The sequence below is a fragment of the Vicinamibacterales bacterium genome (assembly GCA_036496585.1).
Lineage (GTDB): Bacteria > Acidobacteriota > Vicinamibacteria > Vicinamibacterales > 2-12-FULL-66-21 > JAICSD01.
The window spans coordinates 61,021-77,043 of record DASXLB010000042.1 but is presented as its reverse complement, the minus strand read 5'-3'; the positions used below and the strand labels follow the sequence as shown (position 1 = coordinate 77,043).

General features: G+C 67.8%; 19 protein-coding genes. 14 read left to right on the top strand and 5 right to left on the bottom strand.

Going from position 1 to position 16,023, the window contains the following annotated elements; translation table 11 throughout:
• The first annotated feature begins 30 nt into the window (after positions 1 to 30).
• From VGI12_13745 to VGI12_13690, 12 genes are read left to right on the top strand one after another with little or no spacing between them, the layout of a single operon-like run.
• A complete protein-coding gene (locus VGI12_13745; GenBank protein HEY2433733.1) occupies positions 31 to 378 on the top strand; it encodes a gas vesicle protein in 348 nt (115 codons plus the stop codon).
• A gap of 33 nt (positions 379 to 411) precedes the next feature.
• Positions 412 to 738: a gas vesicle structural protein GvpA gene (gene gvpA, locus VGI12_13740; protein HEY2433732.1), complete on the top strand. Its 327-nt coding sequence runs from the start codon at positions 412 to 414 to the stop codon at positions 736 to 738.
• A gap of 6 nt (positions 739 to 744) precedes the next feature.
• Positions 745 to 2,874, top strand: coding sequence for a PAS domain-containing sensor histidine kinase (locus VGI12_13735; protein HEY2433731.1), 2,130 nt, complete (start codon positions 745 to 747; stop codon positions 2,872 to 2,874).
• Positions 2,871 to 3,317, top strand: coding sequence for a response regulator (locus VGI12_13730; GenBank protein ID HEY2433730.1), 447 nt, complete (start codon positions 2,871 to 2,873; stop codon positions 3,315 to 3,317). The genes VGI12_13735 and VGI12_13730 overlap by 4 nt, the downstream gene beginning before the upstream one ends.
• 23 nt (positions 3,318 to 3,340) lie before the next feature.
• Positions 3,341 to 4,369: a GvpL/GvpF family gas vesicle protein gene (locus tag VGI12_13725; protein HEY2433729.1), complete on the top strand. Its 1,029-nt coding sequence runs from the start codon at positions 3,341 to 3,343 to the stop codon at positions 4,367 to 4,369.
• 4 nt (positions 4,370 to 4,373) lie between these two features.
• The gene (locus tag VGI12_13720) at positions 4,374 to 4,673 is read left to right on the top strand and encodes a gas vesicle protein GvpG (protein ID HEY2433728.1); all 300 of its coding nucleotides are present in this window, start codon (positions 4,374 to 4,376) and stop codon (positions 4,671 to 4,673) included.
• 37 nt (positions 4,674 to 4,710) lie between these two features.
• Positions 4,711 to 6,648: a TRC40/GET3/ArsA family transport-energizing ATPase gene (locus tag VGI12_13715; protein ID HEY2433727.1), complete on the top strand. Its 1,938-nt coding sequence runs from the start codon at positions 4,711 to 4,713 to the stop codon at positions 6,646 to 6,648.
• Positions 6,648 to 7,424 carry a GvpL/GvpF family gas vesicle protein gene (locus VGI12_13710; GenBank protein HEY2433726.1) on the top strand — a complete coding sequence of 259 codons (777 nt, stop codon included), beginning with the start codon at positions 6,648 to 6,650 and terminating at the stop codon, positions 7,422 to 7,424. The genes VGI12_13715 and VGI12_13710 overlap by 1 nt, the downstream gene beginning before the upstream one ends.
• Positions 7,421 to 7,801 (top strand): gas vesicle protein, encoded by a 381-nt coding sequence (locus VGI12_13705; GenBank protein ID HEY2433725.1) that lies wholly within the window; start codon positions 7,421 to 7,423, stop codon positions 7,799 to 7,801. The genes VGI12_13710 and VGI12_13705 overlap by 4 nt, the downstream gene beginning before the upstream one ends.
• Positions 7,801 to 8,445, top strand: a complete 645-nt coding sequence (locus VGI12_13700; protein ID HEY2433724.1) for a GvpL/GvpF family gas vesicle protein — start codon at positions 7,801 to 7,803, stop codon at positions 8,443 to 8,445. The genes VGI12_13705 and VGI12_13700 overlap by 1 nt, the downstream gene beginning before the upstream one ends.
• Positions 8,445 to 8,858: a gas vesicle protein K gene (locus VGI12_13695; protein ID HEY2433723.1), complete on the top strand. Its 414-nt coding sequence runs from the start codon at positions 8,445 to 8,447 to the stop codon at positions 8,856 to 8,858. The genes VGI12_13700 and VGI12_13695 overlap by 1 nt, the downstream gene beginning before the upstream one ends.
• A gap of 27 nt (positions 8,859 to 8,885) precedes the next feature.
• On the top strand, positions 8,886 to 9,101 hold the full coding sequence (locus VGI12_13690) for a hypothetical protein (GenBank protein ID HEY2433722.1): 216 nt from the start codon (positions 8,886 to 8,888) through the stop codon (positions 9,099 to 9,101).
• 6 nt (positions 9,102 to 9,107) lie between these two features.
• On the opposite strand, the gene VGI12_13685 is transcribed toward VGI12_13690, so the two are convergent.
• Positions 9,108 to 10,067, bottom strand: coding sequence for a ParB N-terminal domain-containing protein (locus VGI12_13685; GenBank protein ID HEY2433721.1), 960 nt, complete (start codon positions 10,065 to 10,067; stop codon positions 9,108 to 9,110).
• A gap of 86 nt (positions 10,068 to 10,153) precedes the next feature.
• Between VGI12_13685 and VGI12_13680 the strand changes: the two genes are divergently transcribed.
• A complete protein-coding gene (locus tag VGI12_13680) occupies positions 10,154 to 10,918 on the top strand; it encodes a hypothetical protein (GenBank protein HEY2433720.1) in 765 nt (254 codons plus the stop codon).
• Positions 10,919 to 10,944: 26 nt separating this feature from the next.
• Here the strand turns inward: VGI12_13680 and VGI12_13675 are convergent, their stop codons facing one another.
• A complete protein-coding gene (locus VGI12_13675) occupies positions 10,945 to 11,961 on the bottom strand; it encodes a hypothetical protein (GenBank protein HEY2433719.1) in 1,017 nt (338 codons plus the stop codon).
• Between the two features lie 84 nt (positions 11,962 to 12,045).
• On the bottom strand, positions 12,046 to 14,178 hold the full coding sequence (locus tag VGI12_13670) for a dehydrogenase E1 component subunit alpha/beta (GenBank protein ID HEY2433718.1): 2,133 nt from the start codon (positions 14,176 to 14,178) through the stop codon (positions 12,046 to 12,048).
• A 43-nt stretch (positions 14,179 to 14,221) separates the two neighbouring features.
• On the opposite strand from VGI12_13670, the gene VGI12_13665 reads away from it, so the two are divergent.
• Positions 14,222 to 14,584, top strand: coding sequence for a cupin domain-containing protein (locus tag VGI12_13665; protein HEY2433717.1), 363 nt, complete (start codon positions 14,222 to 14,224; stop codon positions 14,582 to 14,584).
• 32 nt (positions 14,585 to 14,616) lie between these two features.
• On the opposite strand, the gene VGI12_13660 is transcribed toward VGI12_13665, so the two are convergent.
• Complete coding sequence (locus VGI12_13660) at positions 14,617 to 15,315, bottom strand: rhomboid family intramembrane serine protease (protein ID HEY2433716.1); 699 nt, start codon at positions 15,313 to 15,315, stop codon at positions 14,617 to 14,619.
• A gap of 254 nt (positions 15,316 to 15,569) precedes the next feature.
• The gene (locus VGI12_13655; protein ID HEY2433715.1) at positions 15,570 to 16,016 is read right to left on the bottom strand and encodes a GatB/YqeY domain-containing protein; all 447 of its coding nucleotides are present in this window, start codon (positions 16,014 to 16,016) and stop codon (positions 15,570 to 15,572) included.
• Positions 16,017 to 16,023: the final 7 nt, after the last annotated feature.

The following is a 16,023-nucleotide window of genomic DNA, read 5'->3' as shown; positions in this document are numbered from 1 at the left end:
CCACCGGGCGACAGGTTATAGTCCGAGTCCATGGCTCTCGAGCTGCCAGGAGCGCACCGCAGCACGGGGCTGGTCGACGTTCTCGACCGCGTCCTCGACAAGGGACTGGTCATCGCCGGTGACATCAAGGTGTCGCTCGCCGAAGTCGAACTGCTCACGATTCGCATCCGCCTGCTCGTCTGCTCACTCGACAAGGCGCAGGAGATCGGGCTCGACTGGTGGCGGTACGACCGCGACCTCTCGCCCGGGGCGGGCAGCGCCGCCGAGCACGCCGACCTGCGGGCCGAAATCCGCCAGCTGCAGGAACGGATCGACACGCTGGCTGCCGCGCGCGCGCCGGCGCGTCCCGCCGGCCGCCGCCGCCGGCGATCTCGATAGGGTTGCGAATGCCTGGAGGCAGAGGAGCACAGCATGGCAGTTGAACGGGCAGCAGGCGGCACGAGTCTCATCGACGTTCTCGACCGCGTGCTCGACAAAGGGATCGTCATCGACGCGTGGGTGCGCGTCTCGCTTGTCGGCATCGACCTGATCACGGTCGAAGCGCGTGTCGTGGTGGCGTCCATCGATACCTATCTGAAGTACTCGGAAGCGGTCGGGCAGGTCTCGCCGGTGTCGCGTCCGGCTGCGGAGCTGCCCTCGCACCAGGACGTGATCGCGGAGAACGCCGCCCTGCGCGCGGAGCTGGCGGCGGTGAAGGGCGGACGCGCCAAGCGACGCCGGACCGGCGGCGAGGGCTAGTCGATCGTGTCGCGCGCGGCGGCGCCGCTGGCGCCCGGACCTGCAGTCGAGCCCGAGGCGAAGCTCGCGTTCGTCGAGTTTCTGCTGACCAGCATCGACGTACAGGAGTCGGCGCGGCGGGCTGTCGAGTGGCTGGTCGGGCACGCGCCGGTCAACGAAGCGGCGGTGCTCGTCGCCGACGAACCGGCGAACAAAATGCTGCTGGTCGCCGAGTACGGCATCTCGGCTGGCGCGATCATGGACTTCGCGTTGAGCCGTGACGAAGTGAGCCACCCGCTGATCGACGCACTCGACACGCCGGGTCCCGCGTTCATCCAGGATCTGCCGCCGCATCACCGCGGTCCGCTGTCGGCGCGCGCCTTCCACGTCATCCCCCTGCGCGCCGAGGCCCAGGAGCCGGCGCTCGGTCTGCTGCTGGTGGCCGGCATCGCCCCGCAGCTCGATGCCGACACCGCCTGGATCGGCCGGACGCTCGGCAAGCAGCTGGCGCGCCTGCTCGGGCGGCAACTGCTCGCCGAGACGCGCTTCGGGCAGGAGCGGATGCTGCTCTACAGCATCATCAACGCGGTCACCGACCCGATCCTGCTGACCGACACCGAAGGCAAGCTGATCATCGCCAACAGCCATGCCGAGAAGCTGTTCGCCGCGCCGGAGGAGGCCAGTGAAGGCTGGCGCCGCGCCGCCGGGCTGAACAACATGCTGTTCTCGGCCGCACTGTCGACAAACGCCGTCGGCATGAGCGAACTGGCGCGGCGCGAACTGCTGCTGGTCGACCCGCTCGAGGGCTCGGATCTGCTCTTCGAGCTGCTCAGCTCCCGCGCCAAGGACGAGCGTCAGGGCACCTACGTGGTGTCGATTCTCCGCAACGTCACCGATCTCGCCCGCGCCAAGGAAGAGATCGAGGAGAGTTATCGCACGCTGCGCATCGCGCAGGCGGAGGTCCGCGACGAGCGCCACCGTCTCGATCTGATCATCGACTCGGTCGCCGATCCGATCCTCGTGACCGACCAGGAAGGCGACATCGTGCTGATGAACACGCCGGCGGAGCGGCTGTTCAACGCCCCCGGGGTCGACGACGAGGCGGCGCTCCGGCGCGTCCGCGGCAACGGCGCCAACCTGACGTCGTTCGTCTCCAACGTGCTGACGCGGTCGGGGGAGCAGCGCTACCGCGGCGAGATCCAGCTCGCCGACTCGGTGACCGGCCGGCCGCTGCCGGTCGAAGCGCTCGCCGGGACCATCCTCTCGGAGCAGGGCGAGCTGATGTGGGTCGTGACGATCCTCCACGACCTGACGGAGGCGATCGATAAGGCGCGGCTGTACGAGCAGTTGAAGCAAGCCTCAGTGGAGCTCGAACGCAAGGTCCAGGAGGCGACCGGCGAACTGGCGGAGCAGAACGAGCTGCTGCGGCGCCAGCACATCGCCCTCGAGCAGGCATCGGCGCTCAAGTCGCAATTCCTCGCCAACATGTCGCACGAGTTCAGGACGCCGCTCAACGCGATCCTGGGCTACACGCACATGCTCCTCAACAACGTCACCGGACAGGTGAGCGACCCGCAGCGCAAGAGTCTCACCCGGATCGACTCCAACGCGCGGCACCTGCTCGCGCTGATCAACGACATCCTCGACATCACCCGCATCGAGGCCGGACGCATGCCGCTCAACTCGAGCACGTTCGAGGTGGGCGAACTGTTCGAGGAGGTCCAGGCGGAGCTCGAGCCGATCATCAAGCGTTCGAACCTCGCGGTCTCCACCCGGGTGCGGGGCAGCCTGCCACGGCTGCGGACCGACCGGCAGAAGGTGAAGCAGATCGTCCTGAACCTGCTGAGCAACGCCCTCAAGTTCACCGCGACCGGCGCGGTGACGATGACCGCCTCCTACAGCGCACACTCGAAACTCGTCGACATCGCGGTGAAAGACACCGGCGTCGGCATTCCTCCCGAGGATCAGTCCAAGGTGTTCGAAGACTTCCGGCAGCTCGATTCGTCGCCTGCCCGCGGCTACGGCGGTACCGGGCTGGGCCTCTCGATCTGCCGCCGGCTGGCGCAGATCCTGAGCGGATCGATCGAACTCGACAGTAGCGTCGGCAAGGGTTCGACCTTCACGCTGCGGCTGCCGACGAGGGCGAAACGGCGATGACGACGAAAACCCGCGAGCGCGAGCTCGTGCTCGTCGTCGAAGACTACCAGGACGCCCGCGAGATGTACGCCGCCTACCTGCAGTTCTCGGGCTTCGAGGTGGCGGAGGCCTCCAACGGCATCGAGGCCGTCGAGAAGACGACGGCGCTGCTGCCCGACATCGTGCTGATGGACCTGGCGCTGCCGCGCATGGACGGATGGGAAGCGACGCGACGCCTGAAGGCGGATCCGCGCACCCGCCACATCCCCGTGGTGGCGCTGACCGGCCACGCACTCCCGGGGCATTCCGACGGCGCTCGTGAGGCCGGCTGCGACGCGTTCGTCACCAAGCCGTGCCTGCCCGACGCGCTGGTGGCCGAGATCCGGCGCTTGCTCGACGAGCCCCGCGCGAACGACGACACGGCACAGACCCGACCCGGTCGGGTGGAAAAGAAGAGGACGTAGGCTCCGAGGGGGCTTCGCGGAAGATGGCAAAGACAGCACGCAAGCCGGCCAAGCCGGTCAGGCCGGCGAAGACGGTCAAACCGGCGAAGACGGTCAGACCGGCAAAGACGGCCAGACCGGCAAAGACGACCAGACCGGCGACGCCGGCGAAACCGTCGAATACGGCCAAACCCGTGAAGACCGCCAAGAAAGCTGCGTCGGTGAAATCGACGCCGGCGGTGCGCGAGTTGGCGCCGGTCGAAGTGGCGCGCGGCAAGCTGGAGCGCGTCAGGGTGCCTTCCCCCTCCAGGCGTGAGGCCGAGTCGTCGGGCAAGTACGTCTACTGCGTCATCCGCTCGGAACAGCCGCTCGGTTTCGGGCCGCTCGGCCTGGGGCCGGAGGCGGCCGAAGTCCACACCATCCACTATCGCGACATCGCGGCGGTCGTCTCCAACACGCCGATGGTGGTGCAGGACCCGACCCGCGAGAACGTGCTCGCCCACCAGCGCGTCAACGAGACGGTGATGCAGAAGCACACGGTGATTCCGATGTCGTTCGGCACGGTCTTCAAGACCGACGACGACATCACCGAGCTGCTGCGATCGGCCTACGACGCGTTCAGCGACGTGCTCAACAAGATGCAGGAGAAGTTCGAGTTCGGCCTCAAGGTGCTCTGGGATCGCGACCAGATCATCCGCGAGATCGAGGACGAAGACGAGGATATCCGGCGGCTGAAGAGCGAGATCTCGTCGCAGAAGGGCTCGACCTATTTCGCGCGGATGCAGTACGGACGGCTGATCGACGCGGCGCTGCAGTCGCGCACCGAGCGCTACGTCGCCGAGATCTTTACTGCGCTGCGCAGCGTGTCGGTGGCGTCACGCTCGAACAAGCCGATCGGCGATCGGATGATCATGAACGCCGCCTTCCTCGTCTCGCGCGAGATGGAGCAGGCGTTCGACGCGCGGGTCAAGGAGATCGGCCAGCAGTACGAGAAGCTGACCTTCAAGTACACCGGTCCCTGGCCCCCTTACAACTTCGTCAACATCCGCCTCAAGCTGGAACGGGCGCATTGACGCCGTGCTCATCATCGATTCGCTGATCATCTCGGGCGTCCGGTTCGTGCTCGACAAGGTGGTCGCCGCCGTCGACACCGAGCTGAACGACGACACCGTGCTGCGCGAGCGCCTGCTCGATGCGCAGATGCGCGTCGAGCTCGGCGAGATGAGCCAGCAGGCCTTCGACGAGCTCGAGACGGAGATCCTGGCGCGCCTCCGGGAGATCAGGGATCGGCAGCGCGGCGGCGAGTCCGCCGCGATCTCGCCGGCCGGGATGAAGGTCACCGGCATCGAGGCGACGTTCGACGGCGACGAGCATTGAGGATCGGGCGCGGCTGCCGCGCCCGGCGCGGCGCCGGGTGACCTCGTTTTCCTTCATCGGCGGCAAGGGCGGCGTCGGCAAGACCACCTGCGCGGCGGTCGCCGCGCTGCAGTCGGCTGCGCACGCCGCCACGCTGCTGGTCACGACCGACCCCGCCTCGTCGCTGGGCGACGCGCTGGGCGCGCCGGTCGGCGAACGGCCGCGCCCGGTGCCGGGCGTGCGGCGCCTGCATGCCGCGAACGTCGATGCGTCACGCGCGTTCGCGCGCTGGCTCGCGCCGCGCGCGCCGCTGGTCGCGGAGATCGCGCTGCGCGGCACGTATCTCGACGAAGAGGATGTGGCGCGGCTGCTCAAGCTGTCGCTGCCCGGCATCGACGAAGTGATCGGGCTGATCGAAATCAGCCGGCTCTCGCAGGGCTTCGACGCGGTGATCGTCGACACCGCGCCGACCGGGCACACGCTGCGGCTGCTCGCCGCGCCCGTGCTGATCGACCGCCTGGCGTCGCTGCTCGACGGCCTGCAGGGCCACCATCGCGCGGTGGTCAGCGCGCTGCGCGGCGCCTACCGCGCCGACGCGGCCGATGCGCTGATCGGCCGGCTGCGCGCCGAGAGCACGGCGCTCGCATCGCTGGTCCGCGATCCCGCGACCCGCATCGCCTGGGTGACGCTGCCGGAGCCGATGGCGCTCGAGGAGACGTCGGACGCGCTGGCCTCGCTCGCGGCGGCTGACATTCACGTGACGGAATTGATCGTCAACCGGGCGACGCCGCCGCCGCCGCAACCCTGCGCGTTCTGCGACTCGCGCCGGCGCTTCGAGGCGCGCGCGCTGCTCCCGATCCGGGCGCGGTTCTGCGGGCTCGCCGTGTCGGTGTACCCGGAGCTGGCTCGCGAGCCGATCGGCGTGCGGACGCTGACGGCGCTCGGCCGCTCCCGCGCACCGTGGTCGCCACCGCCGCCTGCCCGTCTTCCGGCTGTTGCACAGCGGGTCCGGGCCGGGTCGCGACGAGAAGGCCGCGGTCCGCTGTTCTTCGTCTCGCCAGCGACTCCGCCAGACGGCGCCGTCCGCGGCTTCGGCGCGCGCTGGCTCGTGTTTGGCGGCAAGGGCGGGGTTGGCAAGTCGACGTGCGCGGCGGCAGCCGCCCTCGAGCTTGCCGAGACCAGCCGCGTCCTGCTGCTCTCGACGGATCCCGCCCATTCGCTGAGCGACGTCTTCGGTCAGCGGTTCGACAACGTGCCGCGGCCGGTCCGCGGCAGGCCGACGCTGCAGGTTCGTGAGATCGACGCGGCCGCCGAGATGGATCGACTGCGCCGGGCCTACGTCGACGCGGTCGACGAGGCGTTTGCCCGCATCGCGCGCAGCGGCGGCGATCGGAACGCCTTTCGCGACGCGATCGACCTCGCCCCTCCGGGCGTCGACGAGGTGATCGCGATCGCGGAGGTCGCCGAAGCGCTCCACGACGGACACGCCGGCTACGACATCGTCGTCACCGACACGGCGCCGACCGGCCATGCCCTGCGCCTGCTGCAGACGCCTCAGGTCCTGCGCGAATGGACGCAGGCGCTGATGGCGATCCTGCTGAAGTACCGGGAAGTGGTGGGCGCCGGCAGCCTGGCGGCGCTCCTGGTGCAGCTGTCGAAGCGGCTGCGCGGGCTGCAGGACACTCTGCGCGATCGCGACCGCGCCCGCTTCGTCGTGGTGACGCGGCCGGCAGCGCTGCCGGTGGCCGAGTCGCGCGACCTCATGGCCGCGCTCGACTCGCTCGGCATCGCTGTCGGCGCCGTGATTGTGAATGCGGTCGGCCGCGGAACGTGCACGCGATGTGCCTCGATCGAGCGGACACAGGCCATTGAGGTCCGCCGGCTCGCGGCGGCCCGGGGCAGCTACGCTATCATCGAGGCCGCTGCCGAGGTACCGCCGCCGCACGGCAGCCGCGCGCTACAGGCGTGGGCGAAGCGCTGGCGGCAGGTGAGATGATGGTCACACGCCCCACGGCAGCCTATCTCTACTGCGTCGTGCGCAGCGACAGGCCGCCATCGCTGGCGCGGGCGCCGCGAGGCGTTCCGGCGGCGACGAGGCCTGAGGCGCATGCGGTGGGCCGTTCGCTGTGGATCGTCGCCGCGTCAGTGCCGCTCGACATCTACGGTCCGGCCTCGCTCGAGGGCCGTCTCGGCGATCTGGACTGGGTGTCGCGCGTGGCGCTCGCGCACGAGGCGCTGGTCGAACATGTCGCCGGCGTGCGGACGGCCACCGTGATTCCGACCAAGCTCTTCACGATGTTCTCGTCGCTCGACAAGGCGGTGGCCGACGTGGCGTCGCGCCGTGCCGCGATTCTCCAGGCGACGCGGCGCATCGCGGGGGCGGCGGAATGGGGCGTTCGCGTCTTTCACCGTCCACGAAGGCCGTCCGCCAAGGCCCCGGCTGCGAAGAGCGGCGCCGAATTCCTGCGCGCCCGCAAGCAGGCGCGTGACGCGGGGGCGCTCGCACGCACCGCCGCAGCGGACGGCGCCCGGACCGCGCTCTCGGCGCTCCGTCGCCACGCGCGCGACCTCCGCCTTCGCTCGCCGCGGGACGGGGCGGCTCCCGACCCGCCGATCCTCGATGCCGCGTTCCTGGTGTCCGTGTCGGCGCGAGGGCGCTTCGAAGCCGAGGCGCGTCGCCAGTCTCGCGCGCTCGAGAAGGCGGGGGCGGCGCTCGTGCTGACTGGACCGTGGCCCGCCTACAACTTCGTCGTTCCCGGAGAACGCTCATGAAGCGGCCCAAAGCGCGGCCGCGGCCGCCTCGAAGCGCGACCGCCTCGCGGCTCCCGGCCAGGACGAAGCACACGACCGTGCCAGGCCGGCGCCCGCCCCGCGCCAAACCGGCGTCGAAGCGGCCGGCGTCCAAAGCGCGGCCGCGCACGCCCCAGCGTCAGATCGGCCGCATCGTCGACGACCGGGAGTCGTCGGTGCTCGACCTGATCGACAACCTTCTCGAGAAGGGCGTCGTCCTCAACGCGGACCTGATTCTCGCGCTGGCCGACGTCGATCTCGTCTACGTGCGCCTGTCGGCGTTGTTGTGCGCCGCCGATCGGATCATGCCGTCGCTCCAGTCCGCGCCGCGCGCCGTGTCGAAACGGGCGGGCGAATGATGCCGTGGTACGTGTTCGCGCTGTCGGACGAGCGGCCGCGCGCGGCGGCTGGAGTGGGACTGGGAGGCGCGCTCACGGCGCGTGCCGTGCCAGGTGGTTTTGCGATTGTGGAACGGCGAGCGGACGTGCCGCCCGTGGAATTCGGGACGCTGCGCACGCACGACGCGGTCGTGGCACGCGTCGCCGATATGGTTCCGGCCATCCTTCCGGTGCGGTTCGGCACACTGGTCGAACTCGAGGATCTCGAAGAGATGCTCACCGACCGTGAAGCGGAGATCTCCGAAGCGCTCGATCGCGTCAGGGGCCGGGTGCAGTTCACGTGGCGCGGGCCGGCATCGGTGCGCGGTCGGGCCCGCGCGGGCCGGCCAGCGAAGAGTGGGACCGACTACCTGCGGCGGGCCGCGCGGTCTGCGTCTGGGGTGCCGCCGGCGCCGTTTCGCAGACTCCGGGACGCGTTCGGTTCGTTGATTGCAGCCCAACGCTACCAGGCGGCGGCGGGCGTCATCCCCGAATCGCTTTACCACCTCGTGAATCGGACGGATGGAGCGCGGTACATGCGGCTCGCCAGGAAGGCGTCGGTCGACGGCAGCCTGTCGGTGAAGGGCCCTTTTCCGCCGTTCGCGTTCACGCCGGAGCTGATCTGATGCCGCGGACCGGCCGTGCGCCGAAGGCACGCAAGCGCGCGGTGACGTCGCGTCGGACACCGGTTCGCACCCGGAAGAGCATGGCGAGTCCCGCCGACGCGAAGCAGATCGACGCGATCCGCCAGCATCTCGAACACGTGGCCGCCGGGCCGCCGCGCTGGAACGCCAATCCGGACGAAGTACGGCGGGCCGTCTTGAAGCTGGTCCTGACTCTGGTCGAACTGATCCGTCAACTCCTCGAGCGCCAGGCGATCCGGCGAATGGAGGCCGGCACGTTCACCGACGACGAAACCGAGAATGTCGGCGTGGCCTTGATGCGGCTTCAGGAAACGATTGCCGACCTGGCGAAGCAGTTCGACATCGACCCGTCGGACTTGAACCTCGATCTGGGGCCGATGGGAAAGCTGCTCTGAGCTGCCACCACCGCGATAGAGTGAGGTATGGCCGAAGTGACGATTTCGCTCAAGCATGCTCCCGAAGAGGTCGAGGAGCCGTGCGGTGTCTGCGGAGCGATGTTCATTCCCGCTGAAGACTCCGGCTCACGTGCCTTCACCATCGGCACCGGCAAGCAGGATTTCATTTCACTGATGTGCGGCGGCTGCCATTCGAAATGGACCCACGGCGCGACGGTGCGTATTCGCTCGCGCCGATCCTGACCCGCGTCAGTCGTCCTCGGCGACGGGGCCTCCCCCTCCTGTTTTCGCGACATCCTGCTGGCTGACCCGCTCGGTGTTGAATTTCTTCGCGCTCGCAATGATCTTGTCGAAGGCGTCGTCGAAGTCGAATGACGCCGCCTTGGAAAACCGTGTGTAGTTCACGCGGGCCACGACGAACGGCTTGAGGTACGGGCTGGTCAATCCCTTCGCCTTCAGTTTCTCGACGACCGCCGACACGGCGTCGTCCAGCTTCAGGACTTTTCGGGCGCGCCGCTCGCGTTCCTTCAACGCCTTGCTCATCGGCTCGTCGACGAAGCCGTCCACCCGTCGCAGGATCGGCTGGTAGGCGCCGCCGCTCAGCCGCGGCCGCTCTTCGTACGCGGCGCCCAGCGTCAGAAACGACGGCAGCTCGAACTCGAACTCGAACGATCGTTCCGGCGTAGCGGCCGAGCCGCGGCTGGCGGCGAGCGCCCGCGCCATCCGGATCGTCTCGAGCGACTTCTCCTTCAGGTTGTGTGCCTTCTCGGTGTTGAGGGCGAGGATCTTGAACGCGACTTGCGGGTCCGGCACGAGCAGCGCGACGATCGTCCTGGCGCCGAGCCGGCGCAGCGCCTGCAGGCGGTGGTTGCCGTTCGGCGTCCAGTACTTGTCCTCGTGACGGATCGCGATGATCGGGTCGAGGAACAGGCCGATTTTCTCGAAGACGCCCATCAGCCGCTTGACGTGCGCGTCGGACGGATCGCGCTGGTAGGGGGTGGGCTCGACCGAGGCGATCGGCAGCGCCACGAGCAGCACCGGCTTGCCGCCGAACGGTTCGCTGTAACGGCCGAGCACGGCGCCGCCATCTGCTTCCACCTGTACGCCCAGGCTGTCGAGTTGGCTGTTGTCGGCCGTGCGCACCTCGGCCGGAGTCAGCCCGACCGATCCCGCTGCGACCTTCCTGCGGCGGACCGCTTTCTTCGCCATTTGCGGCTGATATTAGCGTGTCTTTCACGCCACCTGCCGATTCTGCACAGTGGCGTCGATCGAGGTCTGGTTACGATGGCGGGAATATGCGTATCAACCTGACGATCGTGCTGCTGGTCATGGTCATGGTCACGGGCCTTGGCGCGACGCCTGCGCTGGCGCAGGACACGTCGCCCTCCGTGATCATCTATCCCATCCTCGTTCAGGCGCCGATTTTCGGCGCGAAGGTGGAGGTGCCGTCCATCCCCGGCGGCGGCGGCGGATCGGAAGGCGAAAGCTCCTCGACCGACTGGGGTTTCAACTCGGCCTACATGGGTGGGATGGAGTTCCACGCGAAGAGGGTGTTCGGCGAGTTCGACGTCCTCTGGACCAAGCCTTCCGCCTCGCACGACGCGACGCCGAGACTGGACGTCACCAGTGACATCTGGGCGGTGTCGCTGAAGGGGGGCTATCGCGTCTACAAGGGATTCGGGATCACCGGCGGCGCACGGTATCTGGCGCTCAATCTCGACGCAACCATCGAATTCCCGCAGTCGGGCATCACGCTTGAGGGATCATCGAAGCGCTCGCGCTGGCTGCCGTTCGTCGGCGCCGACTGGCGCGGCCAGGCGTCTCGCAAATGGACGCTCGATTTCTCGGCGGATGTCGGCGTCAGCGGCAGCGACGATACCAGCTCGCGATACAGAGCGCGCGCCGACTGGCAGCCTCTGCCGCATTTCTCCATCCGCCTGGGCTATCAGCTGCTGCACCTTGCGCTCGGCTCCGAGGCGACGCTCGGCGGCGTGTCGCGCCAGTGGAGCACGAAGCAGAACATGTACGGTCCCGAGTTCGGGATCGGCTTCGCTTTCTGACCGCGGGCGTCAGTGGCCCAGCCGTCTCAGAATCCGGGACTCCGGAACTCGTAGCAGCCTGGGGTGACCAGAATGCGCCCGTCCTTGCTGAAGAACAGGCTGCTCGGCGACAGGATGTCGGCTCCCTTGAACTGCACGACGCGGATCTTCTCGCCGCCAGGCTCGTAGACGTAGGTGTAGGGCTGCATCAGCGCGATCCACAACCGTCCCTGGCGATCGACGCCGGCGGCGCGGATGGCGGGCAGGACCAGCGGCAGCAGGTCGCCGTCGCCGTTGGGCCGCGTCGGCCAGCGCGCCGGCAGCGCCCGCAGATAGTCGTCGAGCTCAGCTCCTTCGACGTGCCGTTCGAACAGCAGCGTGCCCTTCGCGTCGTACTTGCGGAACATCGGCACGCCGGCCACGAACACGAAATAGAAGCCGCCGGTCGGATCGACGAGCGGCAGGCCGGCGTTGAGCGCGAGATGAACGTTCGGATCCGCTTCCTGTGCGGTGGCGCGCAGTTGCCCGAACGACCGCTTCGGCTGGCCGTAGATCGAGAACTCGGAGACGAGCGCGCCGGTCTCCGGCTGGTTGACGAGCACCGTCTCGCCCGTGAACTGGATCGATCCGATGCCGTTGAGAACGACGTTGTCGAGCGTCACGCGCGCGACCTCTTTCGCTGCCATTGTGAAGCCGCCGAGCCGGCCGCCGCTGGCGGTGAACACCTGCACGCGCTGCCGTCGCAGCGGCGCGTCAGCGACGACGAAGCTGCCGTCGGCCGGATCGATGTCGAACGCGCTCGGGTCGAGCACACGCCCGGGTTCGGCGCCGATGTTCACCAGCCTGGCCGTCGTGTCGTGGGTGATGGAGTAGACGGCGTGCGCGCGTCGGTCGAAGACGAAGTAGACGCCGGCGTCAGTCTGCTGGAAGGCGAGCGGATTCTCGAACGCGCCCGCGACGTGCGCGGGCAACCCGCCGGTCGATCGCAGCAACACGGCGTGTGTGGCAGGCGCCTGGGCGGCGACGATGAGCACGGCAGCGCCCAGCGCGAACACACGCGTCATGTCTACCAGCCTATCCCAGGCGTCCGAGCGGCAGTCTCCTGCGCTCGTCTCGGGGAGTCGAAGGGGGAAGCCCTTCGGAAACTCTCAGTAGCGCGCCAGTTCCCGGATAGCCTTTAGCACGTCAGCGGACTGCGGCAGGATCTCTTCCTCGAGATCGGGGTAATAGGCGACCGGTGTGTCGAGCGCCGCGACGCGGCGCACCGGCGCGTCGAGTTGCGCGAACAGCTCGTCGGCGATGCGCGCCGCCAGCTCGGCGCCGAACCCGCAGGTGAGCTGATCTTCGTGCGCGATGATCACGCGATTGGTCTTCCTGACCGCGGCGCCGATCGCGTCCCAGTCGAATGGCATGATCGTCCGCAGGTCGAGCACCTGGACGCTGATGCCGTCCTTCTCGGCCTGCTGCGCGGCCAGCAGCGTCCGCTGGACGAGAGCACCCCACGTCAGCACGGTGACGTCGCTGCCCTCGCGGCGCACCGCGGCCTTGCCGAACGGGATCATGTACTCCGGCCCCGAGTACTCGCTCTTGTTGTAGGTCTGACGGTAGAGGTGCTTGTGCTCGAGGAACAGGACCGGGTCATCGCAGCGGATGGATGTCCGCAGCAGGCCGGCGGCGTCGCGCGCGTTCGACGGGAACACCACACGGATGCCGGGGCAATGGGCGAAGATGCTCTCGCCCGACTGCGAGTGGTACGGCGCGCCGCCGCGCAGGTAGCCGCCGATCGCCGTCCGGATCACCATCGGGCACGACCAGTGGTTGTTCGACCGGTAGCGCATCATCGACATCTCGTCGCGGATCTGCATCATCGCCGGCCAGATGTAGTCGAAGAACTGGATCTCGACGACCGGCTTGATGCCGCGCACCGCCATGCCGACGGCGCGGCCGATGATGTTCGCTTCGGCCAGCGGCGAGTTGAAGACGCGCCTGCTGCCGAAGGCGCGCTGCAGGCCGTGGGTCACCTTGAACACGCCCCCCTTGCCCGAGACCTGGTCGAGCGCGCCCTCGCGGCTGCAGTCCGCCACGTCCTCGCCGAACACGACGATGCGCGGGTCGCGCGCCATTTCGTCCTTGAGCGTGCGGTTGATGGCGGCCACCATCGTGTCGGGTTTGCCCTCGGGATTCGGCTCGGTGCTGAACGCGGCCGAGGCCGGGTCGACGTCGGGAGAGTAGACGTAGAGCGAGACCGTGTTGCGGGCGGGCTTTTCGGCCGTCTTCGCGGCCTCGACGGCGAGATTGATCTCCTGTTCGACGTCGCCGACGAGCGCCTTGAGTTCGGATTCGCTGGCGATCTCTTCGGCGACGAGGAAACTGGCAAGCCGCGCAATCGGGTCCCGCTTGGCCTCAGCCGCCCGCTCCTCGGCGGGCTTGTACAGCTTCTCGTCGTCCGAGAGCGAGTGCGAGTAGGGACGCGTCACCTTCGCGTGGACAAGCGCCGGCCCGTTGCGGGCGCGCGCGTAGTCGACGGCGCTGCGCATCGCCTTGTAGCTGTCGAGGAAGTCGGTGCCGTCGATGCTCTGCACCAGGAGGCCCGGAAACGACGACACCAGTCTGGAAATGTCGCCGCCCGGCGTATTCACTTCGACGGGGACCGAGATCGCGTAGCCGTTGTCTTCAACGAGATACACGACCGGCAGCCTCAGGGTGCAGGCCGAGTTGAGCGACTCCCAGAACTCCCCTTCGCTGGTGGTTCCTTCGCCGATCGAGAGATAGGTGACCTCGTCGGCATGGAAGCGCGATTCCCGTTCCGGAATGTCGACGAGGTGTTCGTAGAGACGGCCGGCTTCCGCGGTGCCAATCGCGTGCAGCGCCTGCGTACCGGTGGGGCTCGACTGCGACACGATGTTGAGCGCGCGGTGGCCCCAGTGCGACGGCATCTGCCGCCCTCCGGACGCCGGATCGTCTTTCGCGCCGACCGCGGCGAGCAGCATCTCGAGCGGCGTGACACCGAGCGCGAGACACAGCGCGCGGTCGCGATAGTACGGGTGGAACCAGTCGTAGCCGGGCCGGAGCACCATGCCGGCCGCGGTGAGCACCGCTTCGTGTCCGGCGCCGCTGATCTGGAAGAAGATCAGGCTCTGGTTCTTGAGCTGAATCTCCTTGTCGTCCAGCTTCCGCGACGTGACCATCGTGCGGTAGGCCCGCAGTAGATCGGCTGCCGACAGACCCGCGTAGCTACGCGCCGCCGTGTCCTTTGCCGCACGTACTGCCGTCGCCTTCATGCGCCGCCATTATATAATTTCCCGCCATTCCACAGGGGAACTCATGCCGCCATCCGTCAGCCTGTATCGCTGGGACGAACTCGCGCTGGAGAAGGTCACCGAGATGATCTCCCGCAAGATCGTCACCGGCGACCGCGAAATGGTCGCCCAGATCTACCTGAAGAAGGGGGCGATCGTACCGATGCACAATCACGAGAGCGAGCAGATGACCTATGTCCTGCAGGGGGCGCTGAAGTTCCTCATCAACGGCGAGGAAATCACCGTCCGCGAAGGCGAGGTCCTGCACATCCCGTCATGGGTCGAGCACCAGGCCGAGGCGCTCGACGATACCTTCGAACTGGATCTGTTCGCGCCGATCCGCCGCGACTGGCTCGACCACACCGATCACTACTTTCATCAAAAGTAGACGGGCGATCGCGTCGCGCGCCACGTGCCTGCTCAGTGGACGTGGCGATCCCAATCGGGGCGATCGCGGCGGCCCCCCGAATAGACGTCGAACTTGCGGCGCAGCCGGTTCATCTTCCACTTCAGATAGCGGTACTTGATTTCAGCCGTCAGACCGCCGCGCCCGCCCTGCAGGTAGACATAGGCGACCAGGAGTCCGCCGAGATGCGTGGTCGCGGCCACGCCGCTGCTGCTCTCGAGCGACGTGATGAAGGCGATGGCTCCCAGGATCGCCACGAAATACTTGGCCGGTACCGGAAAGAAAAAGAACATCAGGATCGGCCGGTTGGGGTAGTAGAGCGCGAACGCCAGCAGCAGGCCGTAGAGCGCGCCCGACGCGCCGATGATGTCCGCGTCGTAGGTCGCGCGCGTGGCGGCAAACGGCAGCAGCGAGACGAGCACGGACAGCAGCCCCGCGCCGATGCCGGTGATCGCGTAGAACTTCAGGAAGAACCGCGTGCGCCACATCCGCTCCAGCTCCACACCGAACATCCAGAGGATGAGCATGTTGAACAGGATGTGGGTCGGCGCGCGCGCGTGCACGAACATGTAGGTCACCGGCTGCCAGACGAACCGGTTTTCGACGACGAGCCTGGGGACCAAGCCCAACCAGCCGACCACGGCCGGGACGAACAGCGACACGACGTAGACGGCGATGTTGGCGTACAGCAGCGCCTTCACCGCAGGGGTCATTGGTCCTGGACCGAACGAGTACGCGATGGATGAGAGGCGGGGATTTCGCGGCGGCATTACGTGCGGCTCAGATGCGTATCGTACCACGCAAACATCAGGCCGTCCGTCGGCGAGACGGCGGCACACCGCGGCCCGGAGGTGAACGAAAAAAGCCCCCGCTGATTAGGCGGGGGCCCCATGGAGGATGGATGAGAGGCTTGTGCGTTGCCTTTCACTCTGTTTAGACGGCGGCACACAGAAAAAGTTTGGAGGGCTCAGCCAAGTTTTCTACGCACCAGTTCGTTCACCGTCTTGCCATCGACGGACTGGCCGGCCAGCGAACTCATCACCGCTTTCATCACACGGCCCATGTCCTTGGCGGTGGTCGCCCCCGTTTCCCGTATGGCGGCGTCCACCGCCTCTTCGAGTGCCGCCGCCGTGACCGCCGGCGGCGCGTACTGCTCGAGGATGGCCAGCTCGGCGCTCTCCTTGTCGACGAGGTCCGTTCGCCCGGCATTTCGGAACTGTTCGATCGAGTCGCGACGCTGTTTGACCAGCGACGCCAGCACCTGCTGAGCCTCGGCCTCCTCCAGCGGCCGTGCCTTCGCCACCTCGCCATTCATCAGGGCCGCCTTCAGCATGCGCAGAGTAGAGAGCTTCACCTGGTCGCGCGCCTTCATCGCCTCGGGCATGTCTCTGGCGATGCGATCGACGAGTGTCATGAGATGC

Coding starts and splice junctions, on each gene's coding strand:
- VGI12_13745 (HEY2433733.1), top strand. CDS start 31: ATGGCTCTCGAGCTGCCAGGAGCGCACCGCAGCACGGGGCTGGTCGAC.
- gvpA (HEY2433732.1), top strand. CDS start 412: ATGGCAGTTGAACGGGCAGCAGGCGGCACGAGTCTCATCGACGTTCTC.
- VGI12_13730 (HEY2433730.1), top strand. CDS start 2,871: ATGACGACGAAAACCCGCGAGCGCGAGCTCGTGCTCGTCGTCGAAGAC.
- VGI12_13725 (HEY2433729.1), top strand. CDS start 3,341: ATGGCAAAGACAGCACGCAAGCCGGCCAAGCCGGTCAGGCCGGCGAAG.
- VGI12_13710 (HEY2433726.1), top strand. CDS start 6,648: ATGGTCACACGCCCCACGGCAGCCTATCTCTACTGCGTCGTGCGCAGC.
- VGI12_13705 (HEY2433725.1), top strand. CDS start 7,421: ATGAAGCGGCCCAAAGCGCGGCCGCGGCCGCCTCGAAGCGCGACCGCC.
- VGI12_13700 (HEY2433724.1), top strand. CDS start 7,801: ATGCCGTGGTACGTGTTCGCGCTGTCGGACGAGCGGCCGCGCGCGGCG.
- VGI12_13695 (HEY2433723.1), top strand. CDS start 8,445: ATGCCGCGGACCGGCCGTGCGCCGAAGGCACGCAAGCGCGCGGTGACG.
- VGI12_13690 (HEY2433722.1), top strand. CDS start 8,886: ATGGCCGAAGTGACGATTTCGCTCAAGCATGCTCCCGAAGAGGTCGAG.
- VGI12_13685 (HEY2433721.1), bottom strand. CDS start 10,067: ATGGCGAAGAAAGCGGTCCGCCGCAGGAAGGTCGCAGCGGGATCGGTC.
- VGI12_13680 (HEY2433720.1), top strand. CDS start 10,154: ATGCGTATCAACCTGACGATCGTGCTGCTGGTCATGGTCATGGTCACG.
- VGI12_13675 (HEY2433719.1), bottom strand. CDS start 11,961: ATGACGCGTGTGTTCGCGCTGGGCGCTGCCGTGCTCATCGTCGCCGCC.
- VGI12_13670 (HEY2433718.1), bottom strand. CDS start 14,178: ATGAAGGCGACGGCAGTACGTGCGGCAAAGGACACGGCGGCGCGTAGC.
- VGI12_13665 (HEY2433717.1), top strand. CDS start 14,222: ATGCCGCCATCCGTCAGCCTGTATCGCTGGGACGAACTCGCGCTGGAG.
- VGI12_13660 (HEY2433716.1), bottom strand. CDS start 15,315: ATGACCCCTGCGGTGAAGGCGCTGCTGTACGCCAACATCGCCGTCTAC.
- VGI12_13655 (HEY2433715.1), bottom strand. CDS start 16,016: ATGACACTCGTCGATCGCATCGCCAGAGACATGCCCGAGGCGATGAAG.